This is a genomic window from Massilia sp. TS11 (assembly GCF_022012445.1).
In the GTDB taxonomy this organism is placed as follows: domain Bacteria; phylum Pseudomonadota; class Gammaproteobacteria; order Burkholderiales; family Burkholderiaceae_D; genus Telluria.
On the sequence record NZ_JAKLTS010000005.1, the window covers coordinates 128,472 to 142,362 of the forward strand.

At 65.7% G+C, this 13,891-nt stretch carries 10 protein-coding genes; 4 read left to right on the plus strand and 6 right to left on the minus strand.

Translation table 11 applies throughout. The features are described 5' to 3' along the window. Positions 1 to 22: 22 nt before the first annotated feature. The 4 genes from phaR to LZ005_RS09505 all read left to right on the plus strand — a co-directional run bounded on the left by phaR (position 23) and on the right by LZ005_RS09505 (position 4,801). Positions 23 to 562 (plus strand): polyhydroxyalkanoate synthesis repressor PhaR, encoded by a 540-nt coding sequence (gene phaR, locus LZ005_RS09490; protein WP_237807035.1) that lies wholly within the window; start codon positions 23 to 25, stop codon positions 560 to 562. A gap of 49 nt (positions 563 to 611) precedes the next feature. Continuing rightward, positions 612 to 2,003: a 30S ribosomal protein S12 methylthiotransferase RimO gene (gene rimO, locus LZ005_RS09495; RefSeq protein ID WP_237807037.1), complete on the plus strand. Its 1,392-nt coding sequence runs from the start codon at positions 612 to 614 to the stop codon at positions 2,001 to 2,003. Between the two features lie 125 nt (positions 2,004 to 2,128). Beyond that, positions 2,129 to 3,616 (plus strand): serine hydrolase, encoded by a 1,488-nt coding sequence (locus tag LZ005_RS09500; RefSeq protein ID WP_237807039.1) that lies wholly within the window; start codon positions 2,129 to 2,131, stop codon positions 3,614 to 3,616. A gap of 21 nt (positions 3,617 to 3,637) precedes the next feature. Beyond that, a complete protein-coding gene (locus LZ005_RS09505; RefSeq protein WP_237807041.1) occupies positions 3,638 to 4,801 on the plus strand; it encodes a cystathionine beta-lyase in 1,164 nt (387 codons plus the stop codon). Here the strand turns inward: LZ005_RS09505 and LZ005_RS09510 are convergent. The 6 genes from LZ005_RS09510 to LZ005_RS09535 all read right to left on the minus strand — a co-directional run bounded on the left by LZ005_RS09510 (position 4,798) and on the right by LZ005_RS09535 (position 13,759). Continuing rightward, a complete protein-coding gene (locus LZ005_RS09510; RefSeq protein WP_237807043.1) occupies positions 4,798 to 5,151 on the minus strand; it encodes a hypothetical protein in 354 nt (117 codons plus the stop codon). The genes LZ005_RS09505 and LZ005_RS09510 overlap by 4 nt on opposite strands. A 14-nt stretch (positions 5,152 to 5,165) precedes the next feature. After that, on the minus strand, positions 5,166 to 6,002 hold the full coding sequence (serB, locus tag LZ005_RS09515; protein ID WP_237807045.1) for a phosphoserine phosphatase SerB: 837 nt from the start codon (positions 6,000 to 6,002) through the stop codon (positions 5,166 to 5,168). Then, positions 5,999 to 9,442, minus strand: a complete 3,444-nt coding sequence (mfd, locus tag LZ005_RS09520; RefSeq protein WP_237807046.1) for a transcription-repair coupling factor — start codon at positions 9,440 to 9,442, stop codon at positions 5,999 to 6,001. Before mfd ends, serB begins: the two co-directional genes overlap by 4 nt. 61 nt (positions 9,443 to 9,503) lie before the next feature. Then, a complete protein-coding gene (locus tag LZ005_RS09525; RefSeq protein ID WP_237807048.1) occupies positions 9,504 to 10,436 on the minus strand; it encodes a 5'-nucleotidase in 933 nt (310 codons plus the stop codon). Continuing rightward, positions 10,437 to 11,432 (minus strand): HDOD domain-containing protein, encoded by a 996-nt coding sequence (locus tag LZ005_RS09530; protein WP_237807050.1) that lies wholly within the window; start codon positions 11,430 to 11,432, stop codon positions 10,437 to 10,439. Continuing rightward, positions 11,429 to 13,759 carry a penicillin-binding protein 1A gene (locus LZ005_RS09535; protein WP_269106635.1) on the minus strand — a complete coding sequence of 777 codons (2,331 nt, stop codon included), beginning with the start codon at positions 13,757 to 13,759 and terminating at the stop codon, positions 11,429 to 11,431. The genes LZ005_RS09530 and LZ005_RS09535 overlap by 4 nt, the downstream gene beginning before the upstream one ends. Positions 13,760 to 13,891: the final 132 nt, after the last annotated feature.

Here is a 13,891-nt window from a genome sequence, read left to right on the forward strand (position 1 = left end):
GCGGCGCAATATTGGACGCGATATGAGCAGTACGAAAAAGACCGACCGCCTGATCAAAAAATACCCCAACCGTCGACTCTACGACACCCAGACCAGCTCCTACATCACGCTGGCCGATGTCAAGCAACTGGTGCTCGATGCTGAAGAATTCACCGTCGTTGATGCCAAGACGAATGAAGACCTGACCCGCTCGATCCTGCTGCAGATCATTCTGGAGGAAGAGGCCAACGGCGTGCCGATGTTCTCCAGCGCCATGCTGTCGCAGATCATCCGCTACTACGGCCACGCCATGCAGGGCATGATGGGCTCCTATCTGGAGAAGAACCTGCAGGCCTTCGCCGACATCCAGAACCGCCTGGCCAGTAGCGCCATGGACGGCAAAGCCTTCAACCCGGAAATGTGGACCCAGTTCATGAATGTCCAGGGGCCGATGATGCAGGGGATGATGAACAGCTATATCGACCAGAGCAAGAACCTGTTCGTGCAGATGCAGGAGCAGATGCAGAACCAGTCGAAGAACCTGTTCTCCGCTTTCCCCTTCGCCAATATGGATAAGAAGTAAGCCCGGTTTTTGGTAAAATGGAGGATTCCCCCGAATTCTCCGTTTCGCCATGACTGAACTGCGCCGTCCGTCCAATCCCGCCACGCCCGCTGCTGCCGCTCCCAAAGTCGGTTTCGTTTCGCTCGGCTGTCCGAAAGCCCTGGTCGATTCCGAGCAGATTCTGACCCAGCTGCGTGCAGAAGGTTACGAGACGGCCAAGTCCTACGACGGCGCCGACCTGGTCATCGTCAACACCTGCGGCTTCATCGACGCCGCCGTGCAGGAGTCGCTCGATGCGATTGGCGAGGCCCTGGCCGAAAACGGCAAGGTCATCGTGACCGGCTGCCTCGGCGCCAAGAAGGATGCCGCCGGCCAGGACATCATCACCAAGGTCCACCCCAAGGTGCTGGCCGTGACCGGTCCGCACGCCGTGACCGAAGTGATGGAATCGGTGCACACCTATCTGCCCAAGCCGCACGACCCGTATATCGACCTCGTGCCGGCCTCGGGCGTGAAGCTCACGCCCAAGCACTACGCCTACCTGAAAATCTCCGAGGGCTGCAATCACCGCTGCTCGTTTTGCATCATCCCCTCGATGCGCGGCGACCTCGTCTCGCGCCCGATCGGCGAACTGATGATCGAAGCCGAAAACCTGTTCAAGGCCGGCGTGAAAGAGCTGCTCGTGATTTCGCAGGACACCAGTGCCTACGGCGTGGACGTAAAATTCCGCACCGGCTTCTGGAATGGCCGCCCGGTGAAAACCCATATGACCCAGCTGACCGAAGCGCTGGGCGAACTGGCCAAGCAGTACGGCGCCTGGGTGCGTCTGCACTACGTCTACCCGTATCCGCATGTGGACGAAGTCATCCCCCTGATGCAGGGCGGCCATGTGCTGCCTTACCTGGACGTGCCGCTGCAGCACGCCCACCCCGATGTCCTCAAGCGCATGAAGCGTCCGGCCAGCGGCGAGAAGAACCTCGACCGCATCCAGGCCTGGCGCAAGATGAATCCGGAGCTGACGATCCGCTCCACCTTCATCGCCGGCTTCCCGGGCGAGACCGAGGCCGAATTCGAGTATCTGCTGGACTTCCTGAAGGAAGCGCAGATCGACCGCCTGGGCTGCTTTGCCTATTCGCCGGTGGAGGGCGCGACCGCCAACGCGCTGCCCGACCCGGTGCCCGAAGCAGTGCGCGAAGAGCGCCGCGCCCGCGTGATGCTGCTGCAGGAAAAAATCTCGCGCAAACGCCTCGAAGCCAAGGTAGGCAAGACCCTGCGCGTGCTGGTGGACGAAGTCGGCCAGCGCGAAGCGATTGGCCGTTCGATGGCCGACGCGCCCGAAATCGACGGCGTGGTGCACATCAAGCGCCCGCTGATGGGCGCGAAGAAGCTCAGCGTCGGCGAGTTCATCGACGTCACCATCACCAAGGCCGACGCCCACGACCTCTGGGCCAACCCCGTGTAAGCCGAAAATCCCGGAGGCCGGGTAACCGGGTAACTGGGTAACTCGGTAACTGGGTAACTGGGTAACCGGGTAGGGCGGGTCTTCAGACCCGCGCGCGCAGCACGCAAACCAAAGAAAGGAATCCCATGTCCCGACTGTTCGCCTGCATCCTGATCCTGTTCAGCGCCGCCGCCGGCGCCACTGAGCGTCTCGAGGCCGTGCAGCGCGTGCTGCCCCAGCTCGATCAGACCTTCAGCACCCTCGCCGACAAAGAGCATATCCCCGGCATCGTATGGGGCGTGGTCCTCGACGGGAAGCTGGTGCACGTGCGCAGCCAGGGCGTAGCGAATATCGAGACCAAAGTCCCGGTCAGCGCGCAGACCGCCTTCCGCATCGCCTCCATGTCGAAGAGCTTCGCCGCCTTGGCGATTCTGCGCCTGCGCGACGAAGGCAAGCTGCAGCTGGACGACCCGGTCAGCCGCTATCTGCCAGAGCTGAGCGCCGTCGGCGCCCCCAAAGATGCGCCGACGCTCACCCTGCGCCACCTGCTGACGATGACCCCCGGCCTCCCGGAGGACAATCCCTGGGGCGACCGCCACATGCGCATGACGCGCAGCGAGCTTGCCGAACTCGTGGGCCGCGGCCTGTCCTTTTCCAGCACGCCCGGTGGCCCCTACGAGTATTCGAACCTTGGCTACATCATGCTGGGCCAAATCATCTGCAAGGTGTCGGGCCAGCCCTTCCAGGACTACATCCGCCAGCACATCTTCCGTCCGCTCGGCATGCACTCCACCGTGTGGGAATACAGCGAACTGCCGGCCGGCCGCTTCGCCCAGGGCTACCAGTGGCTCAATGGCGCCTGGGTGGCCGAACCCGTGCTGCACGATGGCGAAGGCGCGGCCATGGGCGGCATCATCACCACGCTGGACGACTTTGCCCGCTATGTCGCCTTCCTGATGGACGCCTGGCCCGCGCGTGAAGCGCCCGACAATGGCCCGGTCAAACGATCGAGCGTGCGCGAGCTGGCCGAACCGCGCGCCTTCATCAGCATGAATACCCGCGCAACCCTGGGCGAGGGCCAGGCCGATCCACGCGTGGCCTTCTACGGCTATGGCCTGAACTGGATGCGCAACAGCCGCGACGTGGTGATGGTCGGCCATGGCGGCGGCCTGCCCGGCTACGGCAGCCAGTACCGCTTTTCGCCCGAGCGCGGCGTCGCCGTGATCGCCTTCGGCAATCTGCGCTACGCCCCGGTCTACCAGCCGGTGACGAATGAGGCCTTCAACCTCGTCGAGCGCGCGCACCTGCCTGCGCGCGTGCCAGCGCCGGCCGCGATTCTGCTGCAGCGCCAGCAGGAGGTCGTCTCCCTGCTGCAGGGCTGGGACGAAAGCTTCGCAGCCAAGGTGGTGGCGATGAACTTCTTCCTCGACCGCGCGCGCAGCGACTGGGCCGCGCAATCGGCGGCGGCGCTGGCCCGCATCGGCACCATCCATAAGATCGGCCCGATCCAGCCCGAGAATGCGCTGCGCGGTACCTTCATCATCGAGGGCGAGCGCGGCCGGCTGGAAGTCTTCTTCACGCTCACGCCCGAGCGCGAGGCGCGCCTGCAGGAACTGCGGCTGCGGGTGCTGTAAGGCGGTGCTACACTTAGGCGCATGAAAACATCGCGCCAAACCCGCCTGGTCCACACCGACTACGCCGCGCCGGAAGGCTTTGCCGCCTTCCCCAGCGCTATCCACCACGCCTCGACCGTCCTGTTTGAAAACGTCGCCGCCATGCGCGCGGCCAGCTGGAAAACCAAGGACGGCTATACCTACGGCCTGCACGGCACGCCGACCACCTTCACGCTCGAGGCCCGGCTGGCCGACATCGAGGGCGGCCGCTACTGCCTGCTCGCGCCCAGCGGTCTGGCGGCGATTGTCATGGTCGATTTCGCGCTGCTGAAAACCGGCGACGATGTGCTACTGCCCGAAAACGTCTACAACCCCAGCCGCGAGATGGCGCGCTGGCTGCAGCAGGATTTCGGCATCTCCTGCCGTTTTTATGACCCAATGATCGGCGCCGGCATTACGGAGCTGATTCAGCCGAACACCAAATTGATCTGGACCGAGTCGCCCGGCTCGGTCACGATGGAGGTGCCCGATCTGCCCGCGATCTGCGCTGCCGCCAAGGCACGCGGCGTGCTCGTCGCGCTGGACAACACCTGGGCCGCCGGTCTGGCGCTCAATGGCTTCGACATGGGCTGCGACATCGTGATGCAGGCCCTGACCAAATACCAGTCGGGCGGTTCCGATGTGCTGATGGGCGCCGTGATCACGCGCGACCCTGCGCTCAATGAACGCATCGGCCTTGCGCACATGCGCCTGGGGATGGGCGTCTCGGGCGACGACGCCTTCCTCGTGATGCGCGGCCTGCCGACCCTGAAAATGCGCTTCGAGGCCCACGACGCCAGCGCGCGCAAGGTGGCAAGCTGGCTCAAGGCACGGCCCGAAGTCGCGGCCATCCTGCATCCGGCGTTTGAAGACTGCCCCGGCCACGCCCACTGGCAGCGCGACTTCACCGGCGCCGGTGGCCTGTTCTCGTTCGTGTTCGACGCCCGCTACACGCAGGAACAGACCGACCGCTTCGTCGATGCGCTGACGCTGTTTGGTCTTGGGTATAGCTGGGGCGGGGCGCACAGCCTGGTGATGCCGTATCCGGCCAAGGCGATGCGCGCCAACTGGCCGCACGAAGGGCAGCTGGTACGCTTGCACATCGGCCTGGAAGATCCGGACGATCTGATCGCCGATATGACCCAGGCCCTGGGCAAACTGGCCTAGGCGCGCTCGGGCGGGGCTTCGGTGGCGTTCAGGGCGCGGTAGCCGCGGTACAGGTTCCGCGCCATCATGATCCAGCCGACGATGATAATCAGCCCGCCGACCGTAAAGCGCAGCGTCAGCGAGCCCACGCACATCATCGCCGCGTAGATCCAGAAGCTGCGGATCATCCACGCATGGTGGCGCTGCACCAGGCCATTGGTGCGCTGGCGGCGCATGTAATTGAGGATCACCGGGATCAGATTGAAGGCGCCGGCGGAGAACAGCAGACAGGCCCCATGCAGGATGTAGAGCAGGCGCGCCTGATCGATCTGTTGGACCAGGTCTTCGGTAACGTCGAATTCAGCTTCCATGCGGCGATTGTAGCTCAGCGCAGTGCAGTCACGACACCGTCCAGCCCCACGTAATTGAGGGCGATGCTGGCCTGCAGGCGCACCACCGGCTTGGCGCGGAAGGCCACCGACAGGCCGGCGATGCCCATCATCTTCAGGTCGTTGGCGCCATCGCCCATCACGATGGCCTGGCTGGTCGCGATGCCCATCTCGGCGCACACGCGCTCCACGGAGCGTTTCTTTTCCTCGGCGTCGACGATGGTGCCGAGCACGCGCCCGGTCAGGCGGCCGTCTTCCACTTCGAGCGTGTTGGCGTGGGTGTAGTCGAGGCCCAGGCGTGCCTGCAGGCGCTCGGTGAAGAAGGTGAAGCCGCCCGACACCAGCAGGGTTTTCAGACCGGCGGCCTTGACGGCCGCCAGCATCGCTTCGCCGCCCAGCGAAATCTGCAGACGCTCGTCGTACACGCGCTGCAGGGCGCCGAAATCGAGGCCCTTGAGCAGGGCCACGCGACGGCGCAGGCTCTCGGAAAAATCAAGCTCCCCGCGCATGGCGGCCTCGGTGATTTCAGCGACCCGGGGCTTCAGGCCCTGCATATCCGCGATCTCGTCGATGCACTCGATGGTGATCAGAGTCGAGTCCATATCCATCGCCACCAGCTTGAAGTCGGCCAGGGACTGGCCGGCCGGCAGATAGCAGGCGTCGACAGCCAGCGCGTGCGCGGCCTCGATCAGGGCGGGGTCGCGTTCAAGGCCTTCGGCGCGCAGGGCATGGTCGCTCAGGCGGGTGGTGCGGGTGGCGCCCGCCTGTTGCGCCAGGCGCTCCAGGGTGGCGTAGTCGGCGGCGCGGGTTTGCAGTACCAGTCGGGTCGTCATAACAGGGCTTTGATCGTATTCTTAATCGCGGTGACACGGGTGGCCAGATCAGGCATCGGCGCGCTGATCTTCAGTTTGTCCTGCCCATTGAGTTTGATATGCCGATGCTTCTGGATCAGGGTGATGATCTTCATCGGGTCGATGGGCGGCTTGGGTTCGAATTGCAGATTGGCCGACTCCGTGTGGGCGTCGATCTTGATGATGCCCACCTGCTTGGCCGATACGCGCAGGCGGTGGGTTTCGATCAGGGCCTTGACCGGCTCCGGCATTTTACCGAAGCGGTCGATCAGTTCTTCCTGCATATCGTCGATGGCGCCCTGGCTTTCGCAGTTGGCCAGGCGCTTATAGATCGACAAGCGTTCGTGCACGTCGCCGCAGTAATCCGCGGGCAGCAGGGCGGGCACGTGCAGATTGATTTCGGTGGTCGAGGACAGCGGCGCCGCCAGGTCCGGCTCCTTGCCGGCCTTGAGGGCGCGCACCGCCTCATTGAGCATGTCCGAGTACAGCTGGAAGCCGACTTCGAGCATCTCGCCCGACTGGTTCTCGCCCAGCACTTCGCCGGCGCCGCGGATTTCCAGGTCGTGCATCGCCAGGTAGAAGCCGGAGCCCAGCTCCTCCATCTGCTGAATCGCTTCAAGGCGGCGCTGCGCCTGTTTATTCAGGCTCTGCACCTCGCTCACCAGCAGATAGGCATAGGCCTGGTGGTGCGAACGGCCGACGCGCCCGCGCAGCTGGTGGAGCTGGGCCAGGCCGAACTTGTCGGCGCGGTGCATGATGATGGTGTTCGCCGTCGGCACGTCGATACCGGTTTCGATGATGGTCGTGCAGAGCAGGATGTTGTAGCGCTGGGTGACGAAGTCGCGCATCACCTTTTCGAGTTCGCGCTCGTGCATCTGGCCGTGCGCGATGGCGATGCGTGCCTCGGGCAGTAGCTCCTGCAGCATGGCGTAGCGGTTCTGGATGGTTTCGACCTCGTTATGCAGGAAGTAGACCTGGCCGCCGCGTTTCAGCTCGCGCAGGCAGGCCTCGCGGATGATCGAGCCGTCTTCATTGCGCACAAAGGTCTTGATGGCCAGGCGCTTCTGCGGCGCGGTGGCGATCACCGAGAAATCGCGCAGGCCTTCGAGGGCCATGCCGAGCGTGCGCGGGATCGGGGTAGCGGTCAGGGTCAGCACGTCGACCTCGGCGCGCAGGGCCTTGAGCGCCTCTTTCTGGCGCACGCCAAAGCGGTGCTCTTCGTCGATGATGACCAGGCCCAGACGCTCGAACTTCACATCGGGCGAGAGCAGCTTGTGGGTGCCGATCACGATGTCGAGCGTGCCGTCGGCCATGCCCTTGATCGCCTGGGTGATCTCCTTACCGGTGCGGAAGCGCGACAGTTCGGCGATGCGCACCGGCCAGTCGGCGAAGCGGTCGGCGAAGGTCTGCGCGTGTTGTTCGGCCAGCAGCGTGGTCGGCGCCAGAATCGCCACCTGCTTGCCGCCCATGACGGCGATGAAGGCGGCGCGCAGGGCGACTTCGGTCTTGCCGAAGCCGACGTCGCCGCAGACCAGGCGGTCCATCGGCTTACCCGAGGTCATATCCTGCATGACGGCGCGGATGGCTTCGGCCTGGTCGGGCGTCTCCTCGAAGCCGAAGCTCTCGGCAAAGGCTTCGTAGTCGTGCGCCGAGAACTGGAAGGCGTGGCCATGGCGTGCAGCGCGGCGCGCGTACAGATTGAGCAGCTCGGCGGCCGTATCGCGCACCTGCTGGGCGGCCTTGCGCTTGGCCTTTTCCCACTGGCCGGAGCCGAGTGCGTGCAGCGGCGCGTCCTCGGGCGAACCGCCCGAATAGCGCGAAATCACGTGTAGCTGCGAGACCGGCACATACAGCTTGGTGTCCTTGGCGTATTCGAGGTGAAGGAATTCCATCTCGCCTTCGCCTAGGTCCATGCTGGTCAGGCCCATGTAGCGGCCGATGCCGTGATTGACGTGCACGACCGGATCGCCGATCTTCAGTTCGGACAGGTCGCGCACCATCGACTCGACCTGGGTCACGCCTTCCTGCTTGCGGCGGCCCACGCGCCGGCCGGCGCCGGCATACAGCTCGCTTTCGGTGATGAAGGCCAGGACTTCGCCGCTGTCGGTCACCAGTTCGAAGCCAGCCTGCAGCGGCGCCACGCCCAGCACGAAGCGCGCGTCGCTGCTGCGCAGGGCGGCAAAGCCGTCCAGCACCACGGGCGACAGATCGTATTCGTTGAAGTACTGCTGCAAGGTCTCGCGGCGGCCGTTGGAGTCGGCGCAGACCATCACGCGCCGCCCGGGCGCCATCAGGTAGGCGCGCAGGTTCAGCAGCGGATCGTCGGCGCGGCGGTTGGCCGCCACATTCGGCAGCGGGGCGGACAGCTCGGAGGCCGGGCCGTCGGCCTGGCGCCCGATCACGATGCGCGCATGCTCCTTGGCCAGCGTGAAGAAGCCCTCGTCATTGAGGAAGATCTCGGCCGGTTCGAGAATCGGCTTGTCGCGGTCGGCTTTGAGGAATTTGTAGCGGCTTTCGGTATCGGCCCAGAAGCGCTGGATGGCGCCGTCGATATCGCCCACCAGGGCCAGGCTGACCTGCTGCGGCAGATAGTCGAACAGGGTCGCGGTCTGGTCGAAGAACAGCGGCAGGTAGTACTCGATACCGGCCGAGGCGATCCCGCTGTTCATGTCCTTGTAGATGACGGCGCGCGAGGGATCGCCCTCGAAGCGCTCGCGCCAGCGGCTGCGGAAGGCCGTGCGCGCCGCCTCGTCCATCGGGAACTCGCGCCCCGGCAGCAGGCGCACTTCCTTGACCGGATAGAGCGAGCGCTGGGTGTCGGCGTCGAAGGTGCGGATGGTCTCGATCTCGTCGCCGAACAGGTCGATTCGGTAGGGCAGGGCCGAACCCATGGGGAACAGGTCGATCAGGCCGCCGCGCACCGAGTATTCGCCGGGCGACATGACCTGCGACACATGGGTGTAGCCGGCCAGCGTCAGCTGGTTTTTGAGTGCGCCCTCGTCAAGCTTTTCGCCCTGTTTGAAGAAGAAGGTGTAGGCCGCCAGGAAGGCCGGCGGCGCCAGGCGCACCAGGGCGGTGGTGATCGGCGCGATCAGGACGTCGCAGGCACTGGTGCGCACGCCGTGCAGCGTGGCCAGACGCTCGGACACCAGGTCCTGGTGCGGCGAGAAGCTATCGTAGGGCAGGGTCTCCCAGTCCGGCAGCAGATGGCAGCGCAGATCGGCCCCGCCGAACCACGGAATTTCATCGAGCAGGCGCTGGGCGTCGGCCGCGTTGGCGGTGAACACGGCCACGGTCTGGCCGCGCGCTTTGAGCGCCACGGCCGCCTGGGCCAGGGCATAGGCGTCGCTGGAGCCGTACAGGGCCGGCAGGGCGAAACGGTGGCCAGGCTTGGGAAGGGCTTTGACGAGATCGAAGGGCATCGGCGTAAACAATCTGAGCGGCCCGAAATTATAGCGTTTCGGGCCGTATTTCGCCGCCGAATCAGCGCTGGCGGTTGGCCACGCCGAAGGGGATGTGCACCATCGGCACGCTGGCGCCTTCCGCTCGCAGGTGGCTGAGCTGGTCGTCGAAGAACATATGCGGCCGGAACACTGACAACACGCGCGCCTTGCTCATCCCGCCGAGGAAGAAGGTCTCATTGGCCGAGACGCCCCAGCTTTTCAGGGTGGTGATGACGCGCTCGTGCGAGGGCGCGCCGCGCGCGGTGATGATGGCGATGCGCAGGATGCGCCGGTAGTCCGGGCTGGCCGCGCGCGCCGATTCCTCCAGATGCTGGAGGGCGGCCAGGCGCTGGAACAGAGTGGCCAGCGGCCCTGGCTGGTGCGGGCGCGCCACGTGGGTCAGCTCGTGCTGGTCGAATTCGGCCAGGTCCATATTGCGCTTATAGACGGCTTCGGCCTCGTCGTCGGCCAGCACGCCGTCGAAGTCGAAGGCCACGCGCAGTTCGATGTCGTCCTCGCTGTCGTCCACGGCACCGGGCAGCACCAGGCCGGCCGGGTAACCGGCGTCGATCGCCTTGCGCACGTCCTCCTCGTTCGCCGACAGGAACAGCGCGCAGTTAAATGCGGGCAGATAGGCGTAGGGCGATTCGCCCGTGGTGAAGGCCGCGCGCGTGATGTCGAGGCCATAGTGGGCGATCGAGTGCATGACGCGCAGGCCGGTCTCGGGCGAATTGCGCGACAGGAGCACCACTTCGACCGGGGCCTCCTGCGCAAACGCGCGGTTAATCTGCAGGAAGCGGCGGATGAAGGGGAAGGCCACGCCCTTGCCCAGCACCTGGTCGTGATGCGCCTCCTGGTAGGCGCGATAGGCTTCGGGACCGCTATCCAGATACACCTGGTGCGAGTCGGACAGGTCGAACAGGGCCGAGGAGGCGACCCCGATCACCAGCTTGTTCTCAATGGGGAAGGGCATTCATGCTTCCTCGTTCTGCAGTTTGTCGAAGATGCGCTGGGTCGCGCGGTCCAGTCCCTGGGTGATGAAGGGATCATCGGCGGGCACATGGCCGGCATCGACCAGCAGGCGCAGTTTGGCGAGTTTGTCGGCCAGGCCGAGCACCTGTCCCAGGGCTTCGGCCTGGGCTTCGTGCATCGTGCGGATGGCCTCCGCCACACTCGGCGGAAAGTCCCACAGGCGGGCGATGCGCGCCGACAGATAGTGGCCGGCCTTGGCCAGTCCCTTGCAGAAGGCGTCCGACTGCGGCAGCACTTCGTCATGGTGGACCTGGTCGATGACGCGGAAGGCGACGATCATGCCGACGCTTTGCATCAGGCCTGCCAGATAGGCCTCGAACACTGGGGCCTGGGCGCCGGGCGCCAGCAGGCTGGCCGCCTGCGCGCATTTTTCGGCATGGCCCCACACGGTCGGCGCCACGCGCTTGACGAAGTGGCCGGTCTGCATATTGATGATCGGCCGGAAGGCCACGCGCGCCAGCAGCATGCGCAGGCCGTTCTGCCCGAGCAGCATGACGGCCCCGTCGAGGGTCTTGATCGGCGTGGTCGAGCGGTAGAAGGGGCTGTTCGCCTCGCGGATCACTTCGGCCACCAGCACCACGTCCTGGGCGATCAGCCTGGCGATGTCGGCGCCGGACTGCGATTCGTCGCGCAGGCTGCGCAGCAGCTGCGGGATCACGGCCGGCACGCGCGGCACCAGTTCGGCACCGGCGGTCGGCGTTTTGGCCACGCGCACCAGCTCATCGAGGATGATGCGGGCGGCGTCGTGGTTGGCGCGGCCGTGTTGGCCCTGCACCAGCCAGCGGTAATACAGGTTGTCGACGTCCGCCACCATCGAGGTGGCGGTTGGCACGCTGGCCGGCGGCTCGGTCGGCGCCGGCGCCGCGGCCGCGGAAGGAGCAGCGGCCGGCGTCTCGGGACTCCCGCCGCCGAACAGGCGCGACAGCCAGCCGATCATTCCTTGGCCCCTCCCTCGGGCTTGGGCGGCGGCTCGGCGGCCGGCTTGGCCGGCGCCTCATCGAGGTCGATCGACTTGAACATGGTCTGGCCCACGTATTCCTCGTACAGCCAGTCGCCATCGTGCTGGACCACGCCTTCGGGCACGGACTTCTCGGCCACCGGAATGCGGTTCAGCGCCACGCGCATGTAGTCGATCCAGATCGGCAGGGCCAGGGTGGCGCCGAATTCGCGTCCGCCCAGCGACTTCGGCTCGTCGTAGCCCATCCAGGCCACGGCCACCAGCTTGTTGGCGTAGCCGGCGAACCAGCCGTCCATCGCATCGCTCGTGGTGCCGGTTTTGCCTGCCACGTCGGGGCGCTTGAGCTGGGCCGCGGCTTGGGCGCCGGTGCCGAAGCGCGCCACGTCCTTCAGCATCGAGTCCATGACGAACACATTGCGCGGGTCGATCGCGCGCTGGTCCTCGCCCAGCGCGGCCGGCGGCTTGGTCTCGGACAGCACGGCGCCCTTGGCGTCGACCACGCGCGCGATCAGCCAGGGCTGGACGCGGTAGCCGCCGTTGGCGAAGACGGCGTAGGCCGATGCCATCTGCTGCACGGTGACCGAGCCGGTGCCCAGGGCCATCGTCAGGTTCTTCGGCCAGCGCGCCGACTCGAAGCCGAACTTGGTCAGGTAGTCGTGCGTGTAATCGATGCCGATGGCGCGCAGCAGGCGCACCGAGGGCACGTTCTTGGACTTGGCCAGGGCCGTGCGCATGCTGATCGGGCCATCGAAGACGCCGTCGTCATTGTTTGGCGCCCAGGTGGCGCCGGCGTTCTCGCCCGGCAGCTCGAGCACCTCGTCGAGGATCTGGGTGGCCGGCGAAAAGCCTTTTTCCAGTGCAGCCGAATACACAAACGGCTTGATCGAGGAACCGGGCTGGCGCCAGGCCTGGGTCGCATGGTTGAACTTCTGCTGGTTGAAGTCGTAGCCGCCCACCATGGCGCGCGTGGCGCCGGTCTCGGCGTCGAGCGAGATGAAGGCTGCCTGCACCTGTGGCACCTGGGTGATACTCCAGCGCTTCTTCTCGTCCAGGGCCACGCGGATGACGGCGCCCGGCACCAGTTTCAGGCCGGCGCGCGCATTGGCGGCCAGTGCGGGCGCGGCCAGCTTCAGGCCCTCGCCGCTGATTTCGATCGGACCGTCGGCCGCGGTTTCGGCCTTCACCCGCTCGGGCGAGGCTTCCAGCACGACGGCCGGAATCAGGCGGTCGCTCGCGTGGCGCTTGGCCAGGGCTTCGTCGATGGCGTCGTCGCGCTCCTCCTGGTCGGCCGGCAGCTTGATGAAGGCCTCCGGGCCGCGGTACCCGTGGCGCTGATCGTAGGCCAGCACATTGCGGCGCAGGGCCTCGTAGGCGGCATCCTGGTCGGCCTTCAGCAGCGTCGTGTAGACCTTGATGCCGCGCGTGTAGGCTTCCTCCTTGTACTGGGCGTAGACCGCCTGGCGCGCCAGTTCGGCCGCGTATTCGGCGTGGCTGTCGAATTCCTGGCCGCGGTTATTCACGCGCAGCGGCTCGTGCAGGGCCTTCTGGTACTGGTCCTCGCTGATCATGTCCAGCTCGCGCATGCGCTTGAGCACCTGCTGCTGGCGGATCTTGGCGCGCTTGGGATTGGCCACCGGGTTGTGGGCGGCCGGATTCTGCGGCAGGCCGGCCAGCATGGCCGTTTCCGCGATCGACAGCTCCTGCACCGATTTGCCGAAGTAGATGCGGGCAGCGCTGCCGAAGCCGTAGGCGCGCTGGCCCAGGTACATGTGGTTCATGTACAGCTCGAGGATCTGGTCCTTGCTCAGGGCCGCTTCGATCCGGTAGGCCAGCAGGATTTCAATCAGCTTGCGCTGCCAGACCTTCTCGCGCGAGATCACGAAATTGCGCGGGATCTGCATGGTGATGGTGGAGAAGCCGGTCAGGCGTCCGCCCAGCAGCTTGCTCTTGATGGCGCCGGCCGCGCGCATCCAGTCCACGCCGCCATGTTCGTAGAAGCGCGCGTCCTCGATCGCCAGCAGGGCCTTCTTCATCAGCGGCGGCATCTGGGCGATCGGCACCAGGTCGCGGTGCTCCTCGCCGAATTCGCCGATCAGGGCGCCGTCGGCCGTGTAGATGCGCAGCGGGACCTTGGGTTTGTAGTCGGTGATGACGTCGATGGCCGGCAGATTCGGCATGACCACGGTGACCGTGTACACGGCCAGGGCGATGGCCAGCAGGGCGAGGGCGGCGACGGCGAGAATGGCGCTGCGCAGCCACAGCGAACGCTTGCGCAGGAAGGCGGGAAGCTTGTCGGTGATACTCAAGACGGCTCTCTCAGAGGCGGGTGCGGGACGGCTGATTATAGCCCCAAGCGGCTGCACCGGCGTTTAGGGATTTTTTAACTTTTCAAGGGCCGGGCCTTATGCGATAGTGGCCGCTGTTGATGCCTGTCTGAT

Coding starts and splice junctions, on each gene's coding strand:
- LZ005_RS09525 (WP_237807048.1), bottom strand. CDS start 10,436: ATGCCCTTCCCCATTGAGAACAAGCTGGTGATCGGGGTCGCCTCCTCG.
- LZ005_RS09530 (WP_237807050.1), bottom strand. CDS start 11,432: ATGATCGGCTGGCTGTCGCGCCTGTTCGGCGGCGGGAGTCCCGAGACG.
- LZ005_RS09505 (WP_237807041.1), top strand. CDS start 3,638: ATGAAAACATCGCGCCAAACCCGCCTGGTCCACACCGACTACGCCGCG.
- phaR (WP_237807035.1), top strand. CDS start 23: ATGAGCAGTACGAAAAAGACCGACCGCCTGATCAAAAAATACCCCAAC.
- mfd (WP_237807046.1), bottom strand. CDS start 9,442: ATGCCCTTCGATCTCGTCAAAGCCCTTCCCAAGCCTGGCCACCGTTTC.
- LZ005_RS09510 (WP_237807043.1), bottom strand. CDS start 5,151: ATGGAAGCTGAATTCGACGTTACCGAAGACCTGGTCCAACAGATCGAT.
- serB (WP_237807045.1), bottom strand. CDS start 6,002: ATGACGACCCGACTGGTACTGCAAACCCGCGCCGCCGACTACGCCACC.
- LZ005_RS09500 (WP_237807039.1), top strand. CDS start 2,129: ATGTCCCGACTGTTCGCCTGCATCCTGATCCTGTTCAGCGCCGCCGCC.
- rimO (WP_237807037.1), top strand. CDS start 612: ATGACTGAACTGCGCCGTCCGTCCAATCCCGCCACGCCCGCTGCTGCC.